This is a genomic window from Moorena sp. SIO3I6 (genome assembly GCF_010672095.1).
On the sequence record NZ_JAAHHU010000159.1, the window covers coordinates 1 to 12354 of the forward strand.

At 43.3% G+C, this 12354-nt stretch carries 17 protein-coding genes and 1 tRNA gene; 8 read left to right on the plus strand and 10 right to left on the minus strand.

All coding sequences use genetic code 11. The features are described from left to right. Positions 1-220 precede the first annotated feature (220 nt). Both F6K49_RS28770 and F6K49_RS28775 read right to left on the minus strand, forming a co-directional pair. Complete coding sequence (locus tag F6K49_RS28770) at positions 221-2296, minus strand: dynamin family protein (RefSeq protein WP_293102122.1); 2076 nt, start codon at positions 2294-2296, stop codon at positions 221-223. A gap of 240 nt (positions 2297-2536) precedes the next feature. Further along, positions 2537-2857 carry a hypothetical protein gene (locus F6K49_RS28775; RefSeq protein WP_075899616.1) on the minus strand — a complete coding sequence of 107 codons (321 nt, stop codon included), beginning with the start codon at positions 2855-2857 and terminating at the stop codon, positions 2537-2539. A gap of 455 nt (positions 2858-3312) precedes the next feature. Between F6K49_RS28775 and rsmH the strand changes: the two genes are divergently transcribed. After that, on the plus strand, positions 3313-4227 hold the full coding sequence (gene rsmH / locus F6K49_RS28780; protein ID WP_293102127.1) for a 16S rRNA (cytosine(1402)-N(4))-methyltransferase RsmH: 915 nt from the start codon (positions 3313-3315) through the stop codon (positions 4225-4227). Between the two features lie 13 nt (positions 4228-4240). On the opposite strand, the gene F6K49_RS28785 is transcribed toward rsmH, so the two are convergent. Continuing rightward, the gene (locus F6K49_RS28785) at positions 4241-4543 is read right to left on the minus strand and encodes a hypothetical protein (protein ID WP_070393038.1); all 303 of its coding nucleotides are present in this window, start codon (positions 4541-4543) and stop codon (positions 4241-4243) included. Between the two features lie 62 nt (positions 4544-4605). Continuing rightward, on the minus strand, positions 4606-4749 hold the full coding sequence (locus tag F6K49_RS28790; protein ID WP_293102130.1) for a hypothetical protein: 144 nt from the start codon (positions 4747-4749) through the stop codon (positions 4606-4608). Positions 4750-4946: 197 nt separating this feature from the next. On the opposite strand from F6K49_RS28790, the gene F6K49_RS28795 reads away from it, so the two are divergent. From F6K49_RS28795 to F6K49_RS28805, 3 genes are read left to right on the plus strand one after another with little or no spacing between them, the layout of a single operon-like run. Further along, positions 4947-6275, plus strand: a complete 1329-nt coding sequence (locus F6K49_RS28795) for an AAA family ATPase (RefSeq protein ID WP_293102133.1) — start codon at positions 4947-4949, stop codon at positions 6273-6275. Between the two features lie 16 nt (positions 6276-6291). Beyond that, positions 6292-6417, plus strand: a complete 126-nt coding sequence (locus tag F6K49_RS28800; RefSeq protein ID WP_293102136.1) for a hypothetical protein — start codon at positions 6292-6294, stop codon at positions 6415-6417. Then, positions 6401-7981: a tetratricopeptide repeat protein gene (locus F6K49_RS28805; protein ID WP_293102139.1), complete on the plus strand. Its 1581-nt coding sequence runs from the start codon at positions 6401-6403 to the stop codon at positions 7979-7981. The genes F6K49_RS28800 and F6K49_RS28805 overlap by 17 nt, the downstream gene beginning before the upstream one ends. A gap of 149 nt (positions 7982-8130) precedes the next feature. On the opposite strand, the gene F6K49_RS28810 is transcribed toward F6K49_RS28805, so the two are convergent. The 3 genes from F6K49_RS28810 to F6K49_RS28820 are packed head-to-tail and all read right to left on the minus strand — an operon-like array spanning position 8131 to position 8839. Beyond that, positions 8131-8367 carry a hypothetical protein gene (locus tag F6K49_RS28810; RefSeq protein WP_293102142.1) on the minus strand — a complete coding sequence of 79 codons (237 nt, stop codon included), beginning with the start codon at positions 8365-8367 and terminating at the stop codon, positions 8131-8133. A 46-nt stretch (positions 8368-8413) separates the two neighbouring features. Further along, on the minus strand, positions 8414-8581 hold the full coding sequence (locus tag F6K49_RS28815; RefSeq protein ID WP_293025926.1) for a hypothetical protein: 168 nt from the start codon (positions 8579-8581) through the stop codon (positions 8414-8416). A 24-nt stretch (positions 8582-8605) separates the two neighbouring features. Continuing rightward, entirely contained in the window at positions 8606-8839 is a 234-nt protein-coding gene (locus tag F6K49_RS28820) for a hypothetical protein (protein WP_293025928.1), read from the minus strand. Between the two features lie 791 nt (positions 8840-9630). Between F6K49_RS28820 and F6K49_RS28825 the strand changes: the two genes are divergently transcribed. Beyond that, positions 9631-10095, plus strand: a complete 465-nt coding sequence (locus F6K49_RS28825) for a pentapeptide repeat-containing protein (protein ID WP_293102145.1) — start codon at positions 9631-9633, stop codon at positions 10093-10095. Then, positions 10049-10780: a molybdenum cofactor guanylyltransferase gene (locus F6K49_RS28830; RefSeq protein ID WP_366514241.1), complete on the plus strand. Its 732-nt coding sequence runs from the start codon at positions 10049-10051 to the stop codon at positions 10778-10780. The genes F6K49_RS28825 and F6K49_RS28830 overlap by 47 nt, the downstream gene beginning before the upstream one ends. A gap of 210 nt (positions 10781-10990) precedes the next feature. Here the strand turns inward: F6K49_RS28830 and F6K49_RS28835 are convergent. Then, positions 10991-11063: transfer RNA gene (locus F6K49_RS28835), tRNA-Thr, on the minus strand. Between the two features lie 421 nt (positions 11064-11484). Here F6K49_RS28835 and F6K49_RS28840 point away from each other — a divergent pair. Then, on the plus strand, positions 11485-11649 hold the full coding sequence (locus F6K49_RS28840; protein ID WP_293061237.1) for a ribbon-helix-helix protein, CopG family: 165 nt from the start codon (positions 11485-11487) through the stop codon (positions 11647-11649). On the opposite strand, the gene F6K49_RS28845 is transcribed toward F6K49_RS28840, so the two are convergent. Beyond that, positions 11650-11781 (minus strand): hypothetical protein, encoded by a 132-nt coding sequence (locus F6K49_RS28845; RefSeq protein ID WP_293102148.1) that lies wholly within the window; start codon positions 11779-11781, stop codon positions 11650-11652. It lies immediately after the preceding gene. On the opposite strand from F6K49_RS28845, the gene F6K49_RS28850 reads away from it, so the two are divergent. Continuing rightward, on the plus strand, positions 11780-11923 hold the full coding sequence (locus F6K49_RS28850) for a hypothetical protein (RefSeq protein ID WP_293102151.1): 144 nt from the start codon (positions 11780-11782) through the stop codon (positions 11921-11923). The two genes, F6K49_RS28845 and F6K49_RS28850, sit on opposite strands and share 2 nt — an antisense overlap. On the opposite strand, the gene F6K49_RS28855 is transcribed toward F6K49_RS28850, so the two are convergent. After that, a complete protein-coding gene (locus F6K49_RS28855; protein WP_293102154.1) occupies positions 11920-12213 on the minus strand; it encodes a Dabb family protein in 294 nt (97 codons plus the stop codon). The genes F6K49_RS28850 and F6K49_RS28855 overlap by 4 nt on opposite strands. Positions 12214-12354: the final 141 nt, after the last annotated feature.

Sequence of the window (12354 nt, forward strand, 5' to 3'; positions counted from 1 at the left end):
GGTGAACCTGGCCTGAAAACTCTCTGGCGAGGGCAAACGACCTTCTACCATTTGTTTGAAGGTTCACAACTTGCTTCTACATCCTAGTCTCTATCACCGTTTCGACTACTTTTGCCTAATGGATAGCTTTTTTAAGGGGGGTTAGGGGGGATCTATATACCTAATTATAAAGGTGACATGCTCCGACTCCCGATTCCCGATTCCCGACTCCCTTAAATGCTTACATTGGAGCTGCTAGCAAGTAGCCATAAACGGATTCAATACCATTAACCTTAGACAAAACCTCAGCATCTAAACTTCTCAGACGCTTTAACTCAGTATCGCGATTCACTTGATTAGACTCTTTTTGCTCTACCAAATTATCCAACTCATCCTTCCGGGATTTAATGTCATCATTTAATCGTTTAATCACCTGCCGTTCATAATCATCAAAACACTCGTTGACCGCATCATTAATTGGTTGCCATTGCTCCTCAGCCAACTGGGGCAAATATTTCACCAACTCTTTCTTAGTAGCTTGAATTAATTCCTTGCGAGCTTGATCTGCTTGGAAAGCGCCAACCCCTAGACCCATCAGAGCCAAACCCAATGGTCCTAGAAATGTTCCTGTAAAAATCAATAAAAAGCCACTAATTCCCAAGACGGCAAACCAATTGACCAGAATATTTTTCCAATCAAAGCCAGCACCAGCTAGAACCACACCTGCAACATTACCTGAAGCCAAGGATAAAAATCCCATCGCCCAACTGGCCCAGGTTGGTGAAGTTTCTGCTGAATCCATAGTGGTATTGGTGTAAACCTTTTTCCCAATCAACTTTTCCGTCATGGTATCGGCTATCTTACCATAGATGGCACCATAATTAGCGGCACTCCTAGCTAGTTCTAAAAAGGCTTCACTTATGTCTTGCTCAGCGGTGACTTCCCAAGCCGAAATCTTTTCGTTAATGTACCGTTCAAAGGCTCGCTTAAATGCTGCATTAAACTCATCCCGTTTCCCCTGTCGCAGGAAATCCAGAAAGCCTAAATCTGGCTGATAGCGGACAAAATCTGATTCAAAGGTATTACCTAAATTTAAAATATAGTCCCGAAAGGAATTAGCTACAGCTTTTGCTGTACGGTTACGGGTAATTCGGATTTCTTCCTGAAATTGATCGCGAATTTCCGTCAGTTTATCAAATTCTGGTGCGACTTCGCTAATCTGCTGTTTCAACTGATTAACATCCTGATCCAGCAACGGAATCCGCCGTTCAATCGCTTCATGGACATGGTTATAGACTTGCTGGGCTAGGATTTTAGCTTGGTGCATTTCTGCGATCGCACGTTCTTTGGTTAAAAATGAATTAAGTGCTGCCATCAATTCAGGAAATCCCGTTCCTTCAAGAGAATCCTCGGAATTTTTAACCCGCCGACGCAAGGCCATCAATGAAGAAATTTCAAAGACTCGTTTCTGATAAGTCTGTGCCTCTACCTGAAAATAATCCATCAGGTTAGTTTGGAAGACTTGACGGAGTTTTTCCTCAGCTGCTGCCAGTTCTTCGGAGTTTTCTGGATCAATCAATCCCTTACGAATCTCATCCCAAGCATTAATTAAAAAGAAAACGGTTAATCCCCGACCTTTAAGATAATTGTCGATATAACGACGTTCTTCCAGAGTACAGGGCTGAGTTGCTTTGAGTACAAACAGGATAGCGTGACAATTATTAATGTAACTGAGAGATAACTGATTGCGCGCTTCCGTATCATTCAGTCCTGGACTATCTACAATTTCAATCCCTTTTTCTAGCAAAGGTAAGGGATACTCCACTACAGCATGACTAACATTGGGAAAGGCTAGCTTTTGCTCTTGTTGTAGTCGCTTGGCTTCATCGGGGTCGATGGTATAGCGATGCTTAAAACTTTCTAAATCAATTTCTTGGGGTAGTGTCTCATCATTAAAGTACACTGTAACTTTCTTTTGAGCACCATAGCGTAAGACCGTCAGCAAGGCTGTACAAGGATTGACATCACTGGGCAGTAATTTCTCACCAATTAAGGCATTGAGAAATGTACTTTTTTCCCGCTTCATATCCCCTAATACTAGTAGTCGGAATCGCCCCTGCTGTAAATTTTTACTGACTTTATAAATATCTTCAATATCTCTATCTAAGCCTAACTTACCGGAATTATGCTCCCCTGCGGATTCCGATTGCTCAAGAGTGTTCTTGATTTGATTTAAATTAGTGGCAATTTCAGCACGAACTCTGGCAACGCGATCGAGGTCATGGAGAAAATTTGTGGTTTCGATTTTAGTACTCATATTTATTTTGCTTTTAGCTAATTAATGGTTTTAAAGGGAGTAGGGAGTAGGGAGTAGGGAGTAGGGAACAGGGAACAGGGAACAGGGAACAAAAATTATCACAATTAATTTATAATCCCTAGAATATACTTTATAAGTATTTATTAGAAAGTTTTATGATATTCTGTAATTAGTTACTGTTTAAATATTTTAGGATTGGGAATTGATTCATTTAACCTTATTGCCTTTTGGTTTTGTTATTCAATTGTCATCTTTCCAGAAAATTTCGTACCCTAACCAGGCAATTCCTCCAACCATAATTACTAGAGCAAGCCAATAAGCGACTCTAATGGTGATAACAACAGCAATAACAACGGCTAAGAATTTACCGATTCTAGCTAGCTTTCTACCCCACTTTTTTAGTTTACCTTCAGGTTTTTCATGCTTCTGGGTTTGATGCACTTGTGGTTCTTGCTTATAGATTTCAGCTTCGATTTCCCGCAGTCTAATCTCTCGCTCCCGTTGCTGGAGTTCTCGTTCTCGAAGCTCAAGGTCTTTAGGTTTTTCTTCTTTGGAATTCATCAAATTTTCCTTAGTTGACTGCAAATTTACTGCTTGACTGACAAATCTAGTCTGATGCTTCTGTCATGGCTTGACAGTACCCACAGGGGTACCTTTATGATTAGTCATTAGCTACTATAGCAATTCTAAATTGAGTCAATATAGCCCATAAGTATGATCAAGGCTATAGTTGTTACTATAGCGCAAGTCGCAAGTCGCAAGTCAGAAGTCAGAAGTCAGAAGTCAGAAGTCAGAAGTAACCTAGACTCACGTTTCAGAGTTTAAAAATGTCAAACATCTGAATGGGTAGTGCTATAAAACCTCCTTTCAATATAGTGTTGACTAAGACTTGTCATTGTTTACAACTAGAGAGGTTACAGTTGATAGGTTACAGTTATAGAGTTCCCGGACAATCTGGTCTGATTAACAGCTGGAGGTCAATATCCTCAGGACTTACACAGGATTGCTTGAATCACATGGAAACTGAACCATTACAGGCCAATACAACACCCTTTTTCCATGTGTCCGTATTGAGTCAGGAATTAATTGAGGGACTAGCTATCTGCCCTGGTGGTCATTACTTAGATGCCACTGTTGGTGGTGGTGGACACACTGAGTTAATTTTAGCAGCAGCACCGGATGTGGAGGTTACAGCTATTGACCGGGATGCTAATGCGATCGCAGCCGCCAAGACCAGGTTAGCCAGTTATAGCGGAAGAGTTAATTTCTGGCATGGAAATTTTGCAGAATATCAGGCTAATGATAGGATATTTGATGGTATTATTGCGGATTTAGGCGTCAGTTCAGCTCAGCTAGATTTAGCAGAGCGAGGCTTTAGTTTTCGCCATGCTGCTCAGTTAGATATGCGGATGGACCAGAGCCAGTCTCTGACGGCAAAGGATATTATTAATAATTGGGGTGAGGTACGGCTAGCGGATGTTTTTTATAAGTATGGGGAAGAACGGTTATCCCGGCGGATGGCACGGCGGATTGTAGAGAAGCGTCCGTTTCAGACAACCACTGAATTAGCCAATGCGATCGCATCTTGTGTTCCCCCGAAATACCGCTATGGCAGAATTCACCCAGCGACTCGGGTGTTTCAAGCCCTACGGATTGTCGTCAACCAGGAACTTGATAGCCTCGAAACCTTCCTCGACATTGCCCCCCATTGGCTGAAACCAGGAGGAAGACTTGGAATTATCAGTTTTCACAGCTTGGAAGACCGGATTGTTAAGCACAAATTCCGGGAGTTGTCAAAGAATTGCTCACTATTGCGAGTGCTAAGCAAAAAGCCAACTGTAGCACAAGCTGAAGAAATCCAGCTTAACCCTCGTGCTCGTTCAGCAAAACTCAGATTCGCAGAGCGACGAGACTTGAGCATTCAAGAGTGATCCACTCAGCCCTCTAGTCTCGGGATGGGGCAGGTGCTAACAGTCCAGCCAAGGAACCCAAAGAACCAGTGCCAATCCCCACCAGGATATCAGGAACATCCTTACCCGCCACAGCTAGTCCGATGGCACCTGTAACAGTTACCAGCATGGTACCGCCCAAGGCACTGACCACAATCCGGTAAATCCAACGGTCTGTTTCTAGAGGTGGACCAAGCCTACGGATGGTTTCCACTGGGTCTCTCTTGATTTCTTCCGCAAGTTCTGGATCTTTAGATACCCGTTCTACTAGTTCATTCATTGATTTAACTGGTTTCATGATAGTGAGCTTTTTGTGAATCTAAAACTTAATACAGCTTGATTGGTCTCATTTCCTGATGTTTAGGGATTAGACTTCGCGGCAGTTGTGGGGAATCGGGAATCGGGAATCGGGAATCGGGAATCGGGAATCGGGAATCGGGAATTGGGGAGAAGAATTGAGGCAAACAGTATGATAGAAGCGATCCAGCGACCTAGTGTTGTCACCCGATTACACCATCTTTGAACTCTCTCCAGTTAAACTACTACTGATACTAAAGATCTGGCACGAGTACAAAAAAACTTAATAACGGACGTGATAACAATCAATTTCAGTACTGAAAGCGTCAAATCTTATCACTACTCCCTACTCCCTACTCCCTACTCCCTACTCCCTATTCCCTATTCCCTACTCCCTTCCCTCTATGACTGATTTACTGGAAAACCTCTACAATGCCTTTGATCCCTCCCAACCGTTACCGGCAGGAGACCCGGTTTATGTCGATTGTCGGGAAGTGCGGGGGGATGGAGAGATCCAAGTAGATTTAGGGAAAGAGATGTTGCTTTCTAAGCGAGAGACCTATCATTTATATGGAGGTCATCGGGGGGCAGGAAAATCTACAGAATTGTTCCGATTGAAGCAATATTTGGAACAAAATAACTTCTATGTGGTGTATTTTGCCGCAGATGAAGAAGATGTGGATTCCGAAGATACTCAATATACGGATATTCTGCTCGCCTGTACTCGCCATTTGCTCGAAGACCTCAAGGACAGTGCTAATCCCAAGCCGTTGCTGAACTGGCTGGAAAGCCGCTGGCAAGAGTTGAAAGATTTGGCCTTGACTGAATTAGCATTTGATGGACTAAGTGTAGAAGCAAAAATTTCTCAGTATGGCAAGCTAACGGCTAATTTAAGAGCTGTACCAACCTTGCGTCAACAGATTCGACAGAAAATTAATCCCCACACGGTTACTCTCCTAAAGGCTTTGAATCAGTTTATTACAGAAGCCAAACAGAACTTACCAGCTGGATGTACTAAATTAGCAGTGATTGCGGATAATTTAGACCGGATTGTCCCAGTTATCCAAGAGAGTAACCAAACTAATCATGAAGAAATTTTTTTAGACCGTAGTGAACAATTAACGGGATTAAAGTGCCATATTATCTACACAGTTCCGATTTCAATGCTGTACTCCAAGCGAGCTAATGATTTGCGAGAAATCTATGGTGATGCCCAGGTGTTACCGATGATTATGGTACGAACTAAAGAGGGTAACCTCTATCAGCCTGGATTCAATAAAGTTAAAGAAGTGATTAGCAAGCGAGTCGGTCAATTTGCTCCCACTCGCTCCCTAGAAACCGATATATTTGAAAGTCCAGAAGCCTTAGAGCGATTGTGTCTTATGAGTGGAGGTCATGTGCGGAATTTGCTATTATTAATCCAAACCGCCATTGCTCGCACCGAAACCTTACCCATTTCCCTCAGAGCAGTGCAACGATCCATTACTGATGCACGAGATACCTATCGCCGAACGGTTCAGGATGGACAATGGTCGGTTTTAGCTGATGTTTACCGCTCCAAGCAGATACACAATAATGACCAGTATCGTCAGTTATTATTTAATCGCTGTTTGTTAGAGTATCAATACTTCGATGAGGAAGGAGAAAGACAGTGTTGGTACGATGTTCATCCCCTGATTAAAGGGATTAAGCAATTTCAAGACGCCTATGCTCAACTAGACTCACAGCCGTAAGATAGCCAAAAGGCAGGTGGGTAAATCTCCCTATCTCCCCACACTCTTCCCCCGACTCCCGACTCCCGACTCCCGACTCCCGACTCCCTATTCCCTACTCCCTGCTCCCTGCTCCCTTACAACCAATGGTAAACTTTACTGATGCGGACGAGGATTTACCTCCAGCGAGTCCAGAAGAACAATACCAAGACTTACTCCGTGCCGTTCGACGCCTTAGAGGGTTTGGATTATTATTTGTCCGTTGTTCTCCCGCAGAAGCAGAGAAGTTGGTTAAGCAGGTTAAGCAGGATTTGCCTCAGAAAACAATAGATGTGTTGCGCTTCGAGGAACCGATTGATAATTTATACGGCATTGTTCAGGATCGCCGCGACAGGGAGCATATCAATGTTTTATTTATCCAAGGTCTAGAATATTCGTTTTATAAGTATGAAGAGACGAAACTTCAGCAGGGATGGGATAACAAAGCAATTTATTCCTATAGTTGGAAAGGGGTTCCTCATATTTTAAATCATCTCAACCAACACAGAGAACGATTTCGAGAGGATTTTAAAATTTGTTTTGTGTTTCTCTTACGGTCATTTTCCCTGAATTACTTTATCCACCGTGCTCCCGACTTTTTTGACTGGCGTTCTGGTCTGTTTGACTTTCCTAGCAAATCAGAGGAGTGTCAACAAGAAGACTGTCAGCATCAGTCTTTGAATCCTGAAGAACGAAGTAAAGAAATTATCGCTATTCAAGAACGCCTGGAAGCAGAGCATCACACTCCTGAAGAGCAAGCCGATTTACTAGTTGAACTAGGAATGCTACTGGTTGCTGCCCAAGAGTATGAAGACGCGATCGCTAACTTTGACAAAGCTTTGGAAATTAAACCGGATGATCACCAAGCTTGGTACAGCCGGGGGGTTGCCCTATCGATATTAGGACGTTTGGAAGCAGGGATTGATTCCTTTGACCAAGCTGTCAAAATTAAACCCGATCACCACAAAGCTTGCTACAACCGGGGGATTGCCCTATTGGATTTAGGAAAAAACGAAGCAGCGATTGCATCCTATGACCAAGCTTTAAAAATTAAACATGATGACCACGAAGCTTGGTACAACCGGGGGAATGCTTTACAGAAATTAGGACAAAATAAAGCAGCGATTAAATCCTTTGATAAAGCTGTGAAAATTAAACATGATTACCACAAAGCTTGGAATAAACGGGGGATTGCTCTATCGGATTTAGGACGAAAAAAAGCAGCCATTAAATCCTTTGATAAAGCTTTGAAAATTAAACCCGATTACCACCTAGCTTGGTACAACCGGGGAGTTAACCTACAGAAATTAGGACAAAATGAAGCAGCGATTGAGTCCTATGATAAAGCTTTGAAAATTAAACCCGATTACCACGTAGCTTGGTATAACCGGGGGGTTACCTTATTGGCATTAGGACGAAATGAAGCAGCGATTAAATCCTATGATAAAGCTTTGAAAATTAAACCCGATTTTTACCAAGCTTGGAACAACCGGGGGATTGCCTTATGGAAATTAGGACAAAATGAAGCAGCGATTAAATCCTATGATAAAGCTTTGAAAATTAAACCCGATTTTTACCAAGCTTGGAACAACCGAGGGATTGCCCTACCGAAATTAGGAAGAAAGGAAGCAGCGATTGAGTCCTATGACCAAGCTGTGAAACTTAAACCCGATCACCACCAAGCTTGATACAACAAAGCCTGCTTTTATGCCTTACAAGGAAATATAGACTTAGCCCTTGATAACTTGCAACAGGCAATTACTCTCAATCCTGAAGAATATCGAGAGATGGCAAAAACTGACTCAGATTTTGACAGCATTCGCTCAGATCAGCGATTTCAGGGGTTGATTGATATCAAGTCGGGAGTCGGGAGTCCGGAGTCCGGAGTCGGGAGTCGGGAGTCGGGAGTCGGGAGTCGGAAGTAGGGAATCAGGAATAGGGAAAAATTATGTGTCTTAACCTTTACTTCGACTGCTATCAATAGACTTCTTGCAGAAGTCGGGAACAGGGAACAGGGAACAGGGAACAGTGGACAAGAATTGACGCAAACACTATTAGAAAAACACTTTTGCAAGAGGTCTAATTGAGGAAAAGACTATTGCTCCTGTGAAACACCACAATTACATCGCCATTATCAAATCCCTATTACCAATTAACAACTCTAACAATGGGTGTAGAGGAAGAATTGCTAATACCAATATTAAACTATACTCTTGCTCCCCATCTCCCCATCTCCCTATCTCCCTATCTCCCCATCTCCCCATCTCCCCATCTCCCCATCTCCCCACACTCGCCACGCCCAGCTCTATCGCTTATTCCAATTGCCGTTCCGAGGGTGTTGTGGTGTCCAGCAACCGTTCAAAGGTACCAGAATTGACGATCAAATACAACAATCCAGCAAACACTAGAAGAGCTAGAAGCATGGAACAACCGCGCATATCCTTCTCCTCCTTTAATTGATGAGCACTATCAGCATTCCACAAGGTTGTTACTTTAGCGGACAGGCAATTACCGTCAAAGCAACAACCCTGCGGGGTTGAAAGCAACAGAGTTAAATAGGTTTAAACCTAATATTTTCCGCTACTGAATTAATTGTAATTAATTATGGTCATCAAATACCATTTTTGTATCAATTTTTCATTAACTGTGTAACGAAGTGTGAAAACCTATCGTCAGCTATCAGCTATCAGCTATCAGCGTCGAAGTCTGTGCCAAGCTGTTCGCCTAGCGTGCGCGTAGCACATATGCTTACATCTCAGTTCCCTGGCCTTTTGGCCTTTTGGCCACGCTACGCGAACGGCCACGCTACGCGAATGCCCAAGAGAGGAATTCATAGTCTTTGGCTTTGAGTCCGTTGAACTCGTCAGCCGAATAGCTTGTTTTAAGCTGACAGCTAACAGCTGACAGCTGACGGCTTACCTAAATACTTTGCCAAGAGGTATATTAGATAACAGATTTACCGTCTTAGTCACAGGATTTTTCACAAATCGATTATGATTGCTATATTAGCGGTTTCACAAAATACTTAATTTTAATAATTTATTAATTAAATCTTTACATTATGGTAATTGGTGAAACCAGATAGGGCTAGAAAAGATAGTGTAACTAGTTAATCACTAAATAGTTAAAAATTCAATTGACAACATATAGTATAAAAAATCAGCAAGATGTCGTAAAAATTAGCAATTTTGAAAAGATAGGCTCGTTTTTAATTAAAATTTGAGTTAATTTAACTCGGCAATAAATCTAAGTGATAAACCAAAGCCGTTGATGGCATCAGGGTGCTGAGCATTTCATAGTTGTATTACTGTATTTCAGAGTGTATTTCGAGTAGTAAATGGAATTCCTTGAACTAATGAAGGGTGTTTCTCTAGAGCCAACTGACAATTCACTTAGAATTGACCTGAAGGATGCCAACTTAAGGGGTGCTGACCTCAGGGGTGCTGACTTAAGGGGTGCTGACCTCAGGGGTGCTGACCTAAGTGATGCCAATCTTAACGGTGCCCTGCTCAACGGAGCTGATTTGAGTCGTGCCTACCTCAGATGTGCGGATCTCAGTGATGCCAACCTGAGTAATGCCAACTTGATGGGTAGTTACCTCAGTCGTGCTGACCTCAGTCATGCTAACCTAGGTGGTGCCAACTTGAGTAATGCCAACCTAATTGGTAGTCGAGTAGACAGTACTCAGTTTGGAGATAACTTCGGAATTTCTAAGGATATCAAGGATGACCTAAAGGGACGAGGGGCAATCTTTTTTGAGGAGTCTCCGAGTCTACGTTCTGGAATGCTTGCGTGTTCCTGACCAAGCCATGGGCAGGGCTATGCCAAATACTAATTACGACTTACCCCTCTCAGGGATTGTCCTTGCAGGAGGGCTAAGCTCTCGTATGGGTAGGGATAAAGCTTTAATTCAGGTTGAGGGTGTCCCCTTACTGCGCAGAGTGTGTGATGTTGCCCTCAGCTGTATTGGTCAAGTCTCTGGTCAAGTCTCTGGTCAAGTATATATAGTCACTCCCTGGCCAGAACGATACGTGGATATCTTACCTGAGGCTTGTCGTGTCGTTCGGGAAGTGCCGTTACCAGAAGAGAGCACACCTCATGGTCCTTTGGTAGGATTTGCTCAAGGATTAGCTCATGTTGAAACAGATTGGGTACTGTTACTTGCTTGTGATTTACCCCAATTAAAAGCAGAGATTGTGCAAGCTTGGGTCAAGCAGTTGCAGCAGACTCAGGAAAATGCGATTGACCAAAGGTCACGCTACGCGATTGCACTATTGCCACGGAACCCCAAGGGCTGGGAACCCCTGTGCGGTTTTTACCGACGCCAGTGTCTACCGAGTCTCACTGAGTTTATCAATCAAGGGGGACGGTCATTTCAGCGTTGGTTGGCCCAGCATCCAGTACAGGAGTTGTTAGTCAGTGACACTAGGCCATTTTTTAACTGCAATACCCCTGCTGACCTAGAACAGTTGGAAATACAGAATTAAGGGGTGCGGATAAAACTGGAAGTTCCTAGTTGTTTGATAGCAATTCTCTTTCCCATGAGGTACAAAGCGATGCAGCGCGGTCTTGGGGGTTCCCCCCATGAGCGACTGCATCAAGAAGGGATCCCCCTAAATCCCCCTTAAAAAGGGGGACTTTGAGGTTGAGAAGTGTACCTCATACATGCAATAAACGCTATAACTATTTTTTTTATAAGCTGGTGACAGGATTCGAACCCGCGACCGGCTGATTACAAATCAGCTGCTCTACCAACTGAGCTACACCAGCAATCTTTTTTAGTATAACACCTAACACAACAACCAGTATAACACTAATTATAATAGTAGGCAACGGGTTAAGTATAACACGACTAGTGACTAAGGATCTAGTTAAAGCTAAACATCACCCCAGACCCTAAACGCCACACTCCATAATCACGCTGGTGATCGGGTGATCTGTAGCAATATTTTTTGAAGGTCCTAGTCATATCCTACCAACGCTGACCCCAACCGTTACAGCACGGGACTGATAGCTCCCCAGACCCGACCCTAGTTAACTTGCGCTCTTGGTTAGGGAGAAAGCTACCTATCGATTGGGTGTGCAGAAAGCTTTCTATTACAATTTATGGAATAACATATAGTTTCTTTTTATTTGTGTTAATTTATGTTTATTTGGGTAAAAACCCAGAGTAAAAATTATTATTAATGATATGGCTAAAGTAACCGTAACTCTCTATATGGAAGAAAAAGACAAAGAAGCGCTTCAACGATTGGCAGATGCCGAAGAGCGCTCCTTGTCCCAAATGGCAGTACTAATTCTTAAACGAGCAATAAAAAAAGCTGAGCAGGCAGGAGACATACCACCCAAGGACTAATCAGAGAAGGGGTAACAGTGTGGGGTGTAGGGTGTGGGGTGTAGGGTGTAGGGTGTAGGGTGTAGGGTGTAGGGTGTAGGAAAAACTTTTTTTTGGAACTAAGGCAATCATTGTCTTAATGCACTTGCTCATGGGGATTTCCCCCTGTTCCCTTGCTGCATCGCTTCTGGATTTATGTGTACAGCTACCCCACACCCCACACCCCACACCCCACACCCCACACCCCACACCCCACACCCCCTCAGTTCCTGTGCTCTATCTTGGAGGCTACTAAACTTCGTAATCCACTGCGATGATGTCTCCTAGGATCGGTTTGATATACTTCTCGATTACTTCCTGGTGGACTGGGTGATCCGCATAGGTACTCAAAGCGTCGCAATCGAGAAGTTGCACTCTCAAACCATGCTGAAATCCCTGAGACCTCTGCGAAAAGTTCTCTCCACAGGACAGTTCTAGAATCTCAGGAATTTGGTCTTTCATAGCCAGGAGTCCATTCATAGCTAATGCGATCGCATCCGGTGAAGCGTCTTCTTTCCACTTGAACAAAACAATATGCTCGATCATCTTTACTTAAAAGTTCCTAAATTCCCATTACCACAGGCCAGGTGCTAAACACAAAAACAATTACTGTACTTAGAGCCAGCAAGCCTTCAATTAAATTGCCAATAACACACCCTACTATAAGACCCACACTTGCTTTTGAAG

Excerpts from the sequence above, each read along its gene's own strand:
- F6K49_RS28775 (WP_075899616.1), bottom strand. The coding sequence starts at position 2,857 with ATGAATTCCAAAGAAGAAAAACCTAAAGACCTTGAGCTTCGAGAACGA.
- F6K49_RS28840 (WP_293061237.1), top strand. The coding sequence starts at position 11,485 with ATGGCTAAAGTAACCGTAACTCTCTATATGGAAGAAAAAGACAAAGAA.
- F6K49_RS28855 (WP_293102154.1), bottom strand. The coding sequence starts at position 12,213 with ATGATCGAGCATATTGTTTTGTTCAAGTGGAAAGAAGACGCTTCACCG.
- rsmH (WP_293102127.1), top strand. The coding sequence starts at position 3,313 with ATGGAAACTGAACCATTACAGGCCAATACAACACCCTTTTTCCATGTG.
- F6K49_RS28805 (WP_293102139.1), top strand. The coding sequence starts at position 6,401 with ATGGTAAACTTTACTGATGCGGACGAGGATTTACCTCCAGCGAGTCCA.
- F6K49_RS28850 (WP_293102151.1), top strand. The coding sequence starts at position 11,780 with ATGGGGATTTCCCCCTGTTCCCTTGCTGCATCGCTTCTGGATTTATGT.
- F6K49_RS28795 (WP_293102133.1), top strand. The coding sequence starts at position 4,947 with ATGACTGATTTACTGGAAAACCTCTACAATGCCTTTGATCCCTCCCAA.
- F6K49_RS28825 (WP_293102145.1), top strand. The coding sequence starts at position 9,631 with ATGGAATTCCTTGAACTAATGAAGGGTGTTTCTCTAGAGCCAACTGAC.
- F6K49_RS28845 (WP_293102148.1), bottom strand. The coding sequence starts at position 11,781 with ATGAGCAAGTGCATTAAGACAATGATTGCCTTAGTTCCAAAAAAAAGT.
- F6K49_RS28785 (WP_070393038.1), bottom strand. The coding sequence starts at position 4,543 with ATGAAACCAGTTAAATCAATGAATGAACTAGTAGAACGGGTATCTAAA.
- F6K49_RS28770 (WP_293102122.1), bottom strand. The coding sequence starts at position 2,296 with ATGAGTACTAAAATCGAAACCACAAATTTTCTCCATGACCTCGATCGC.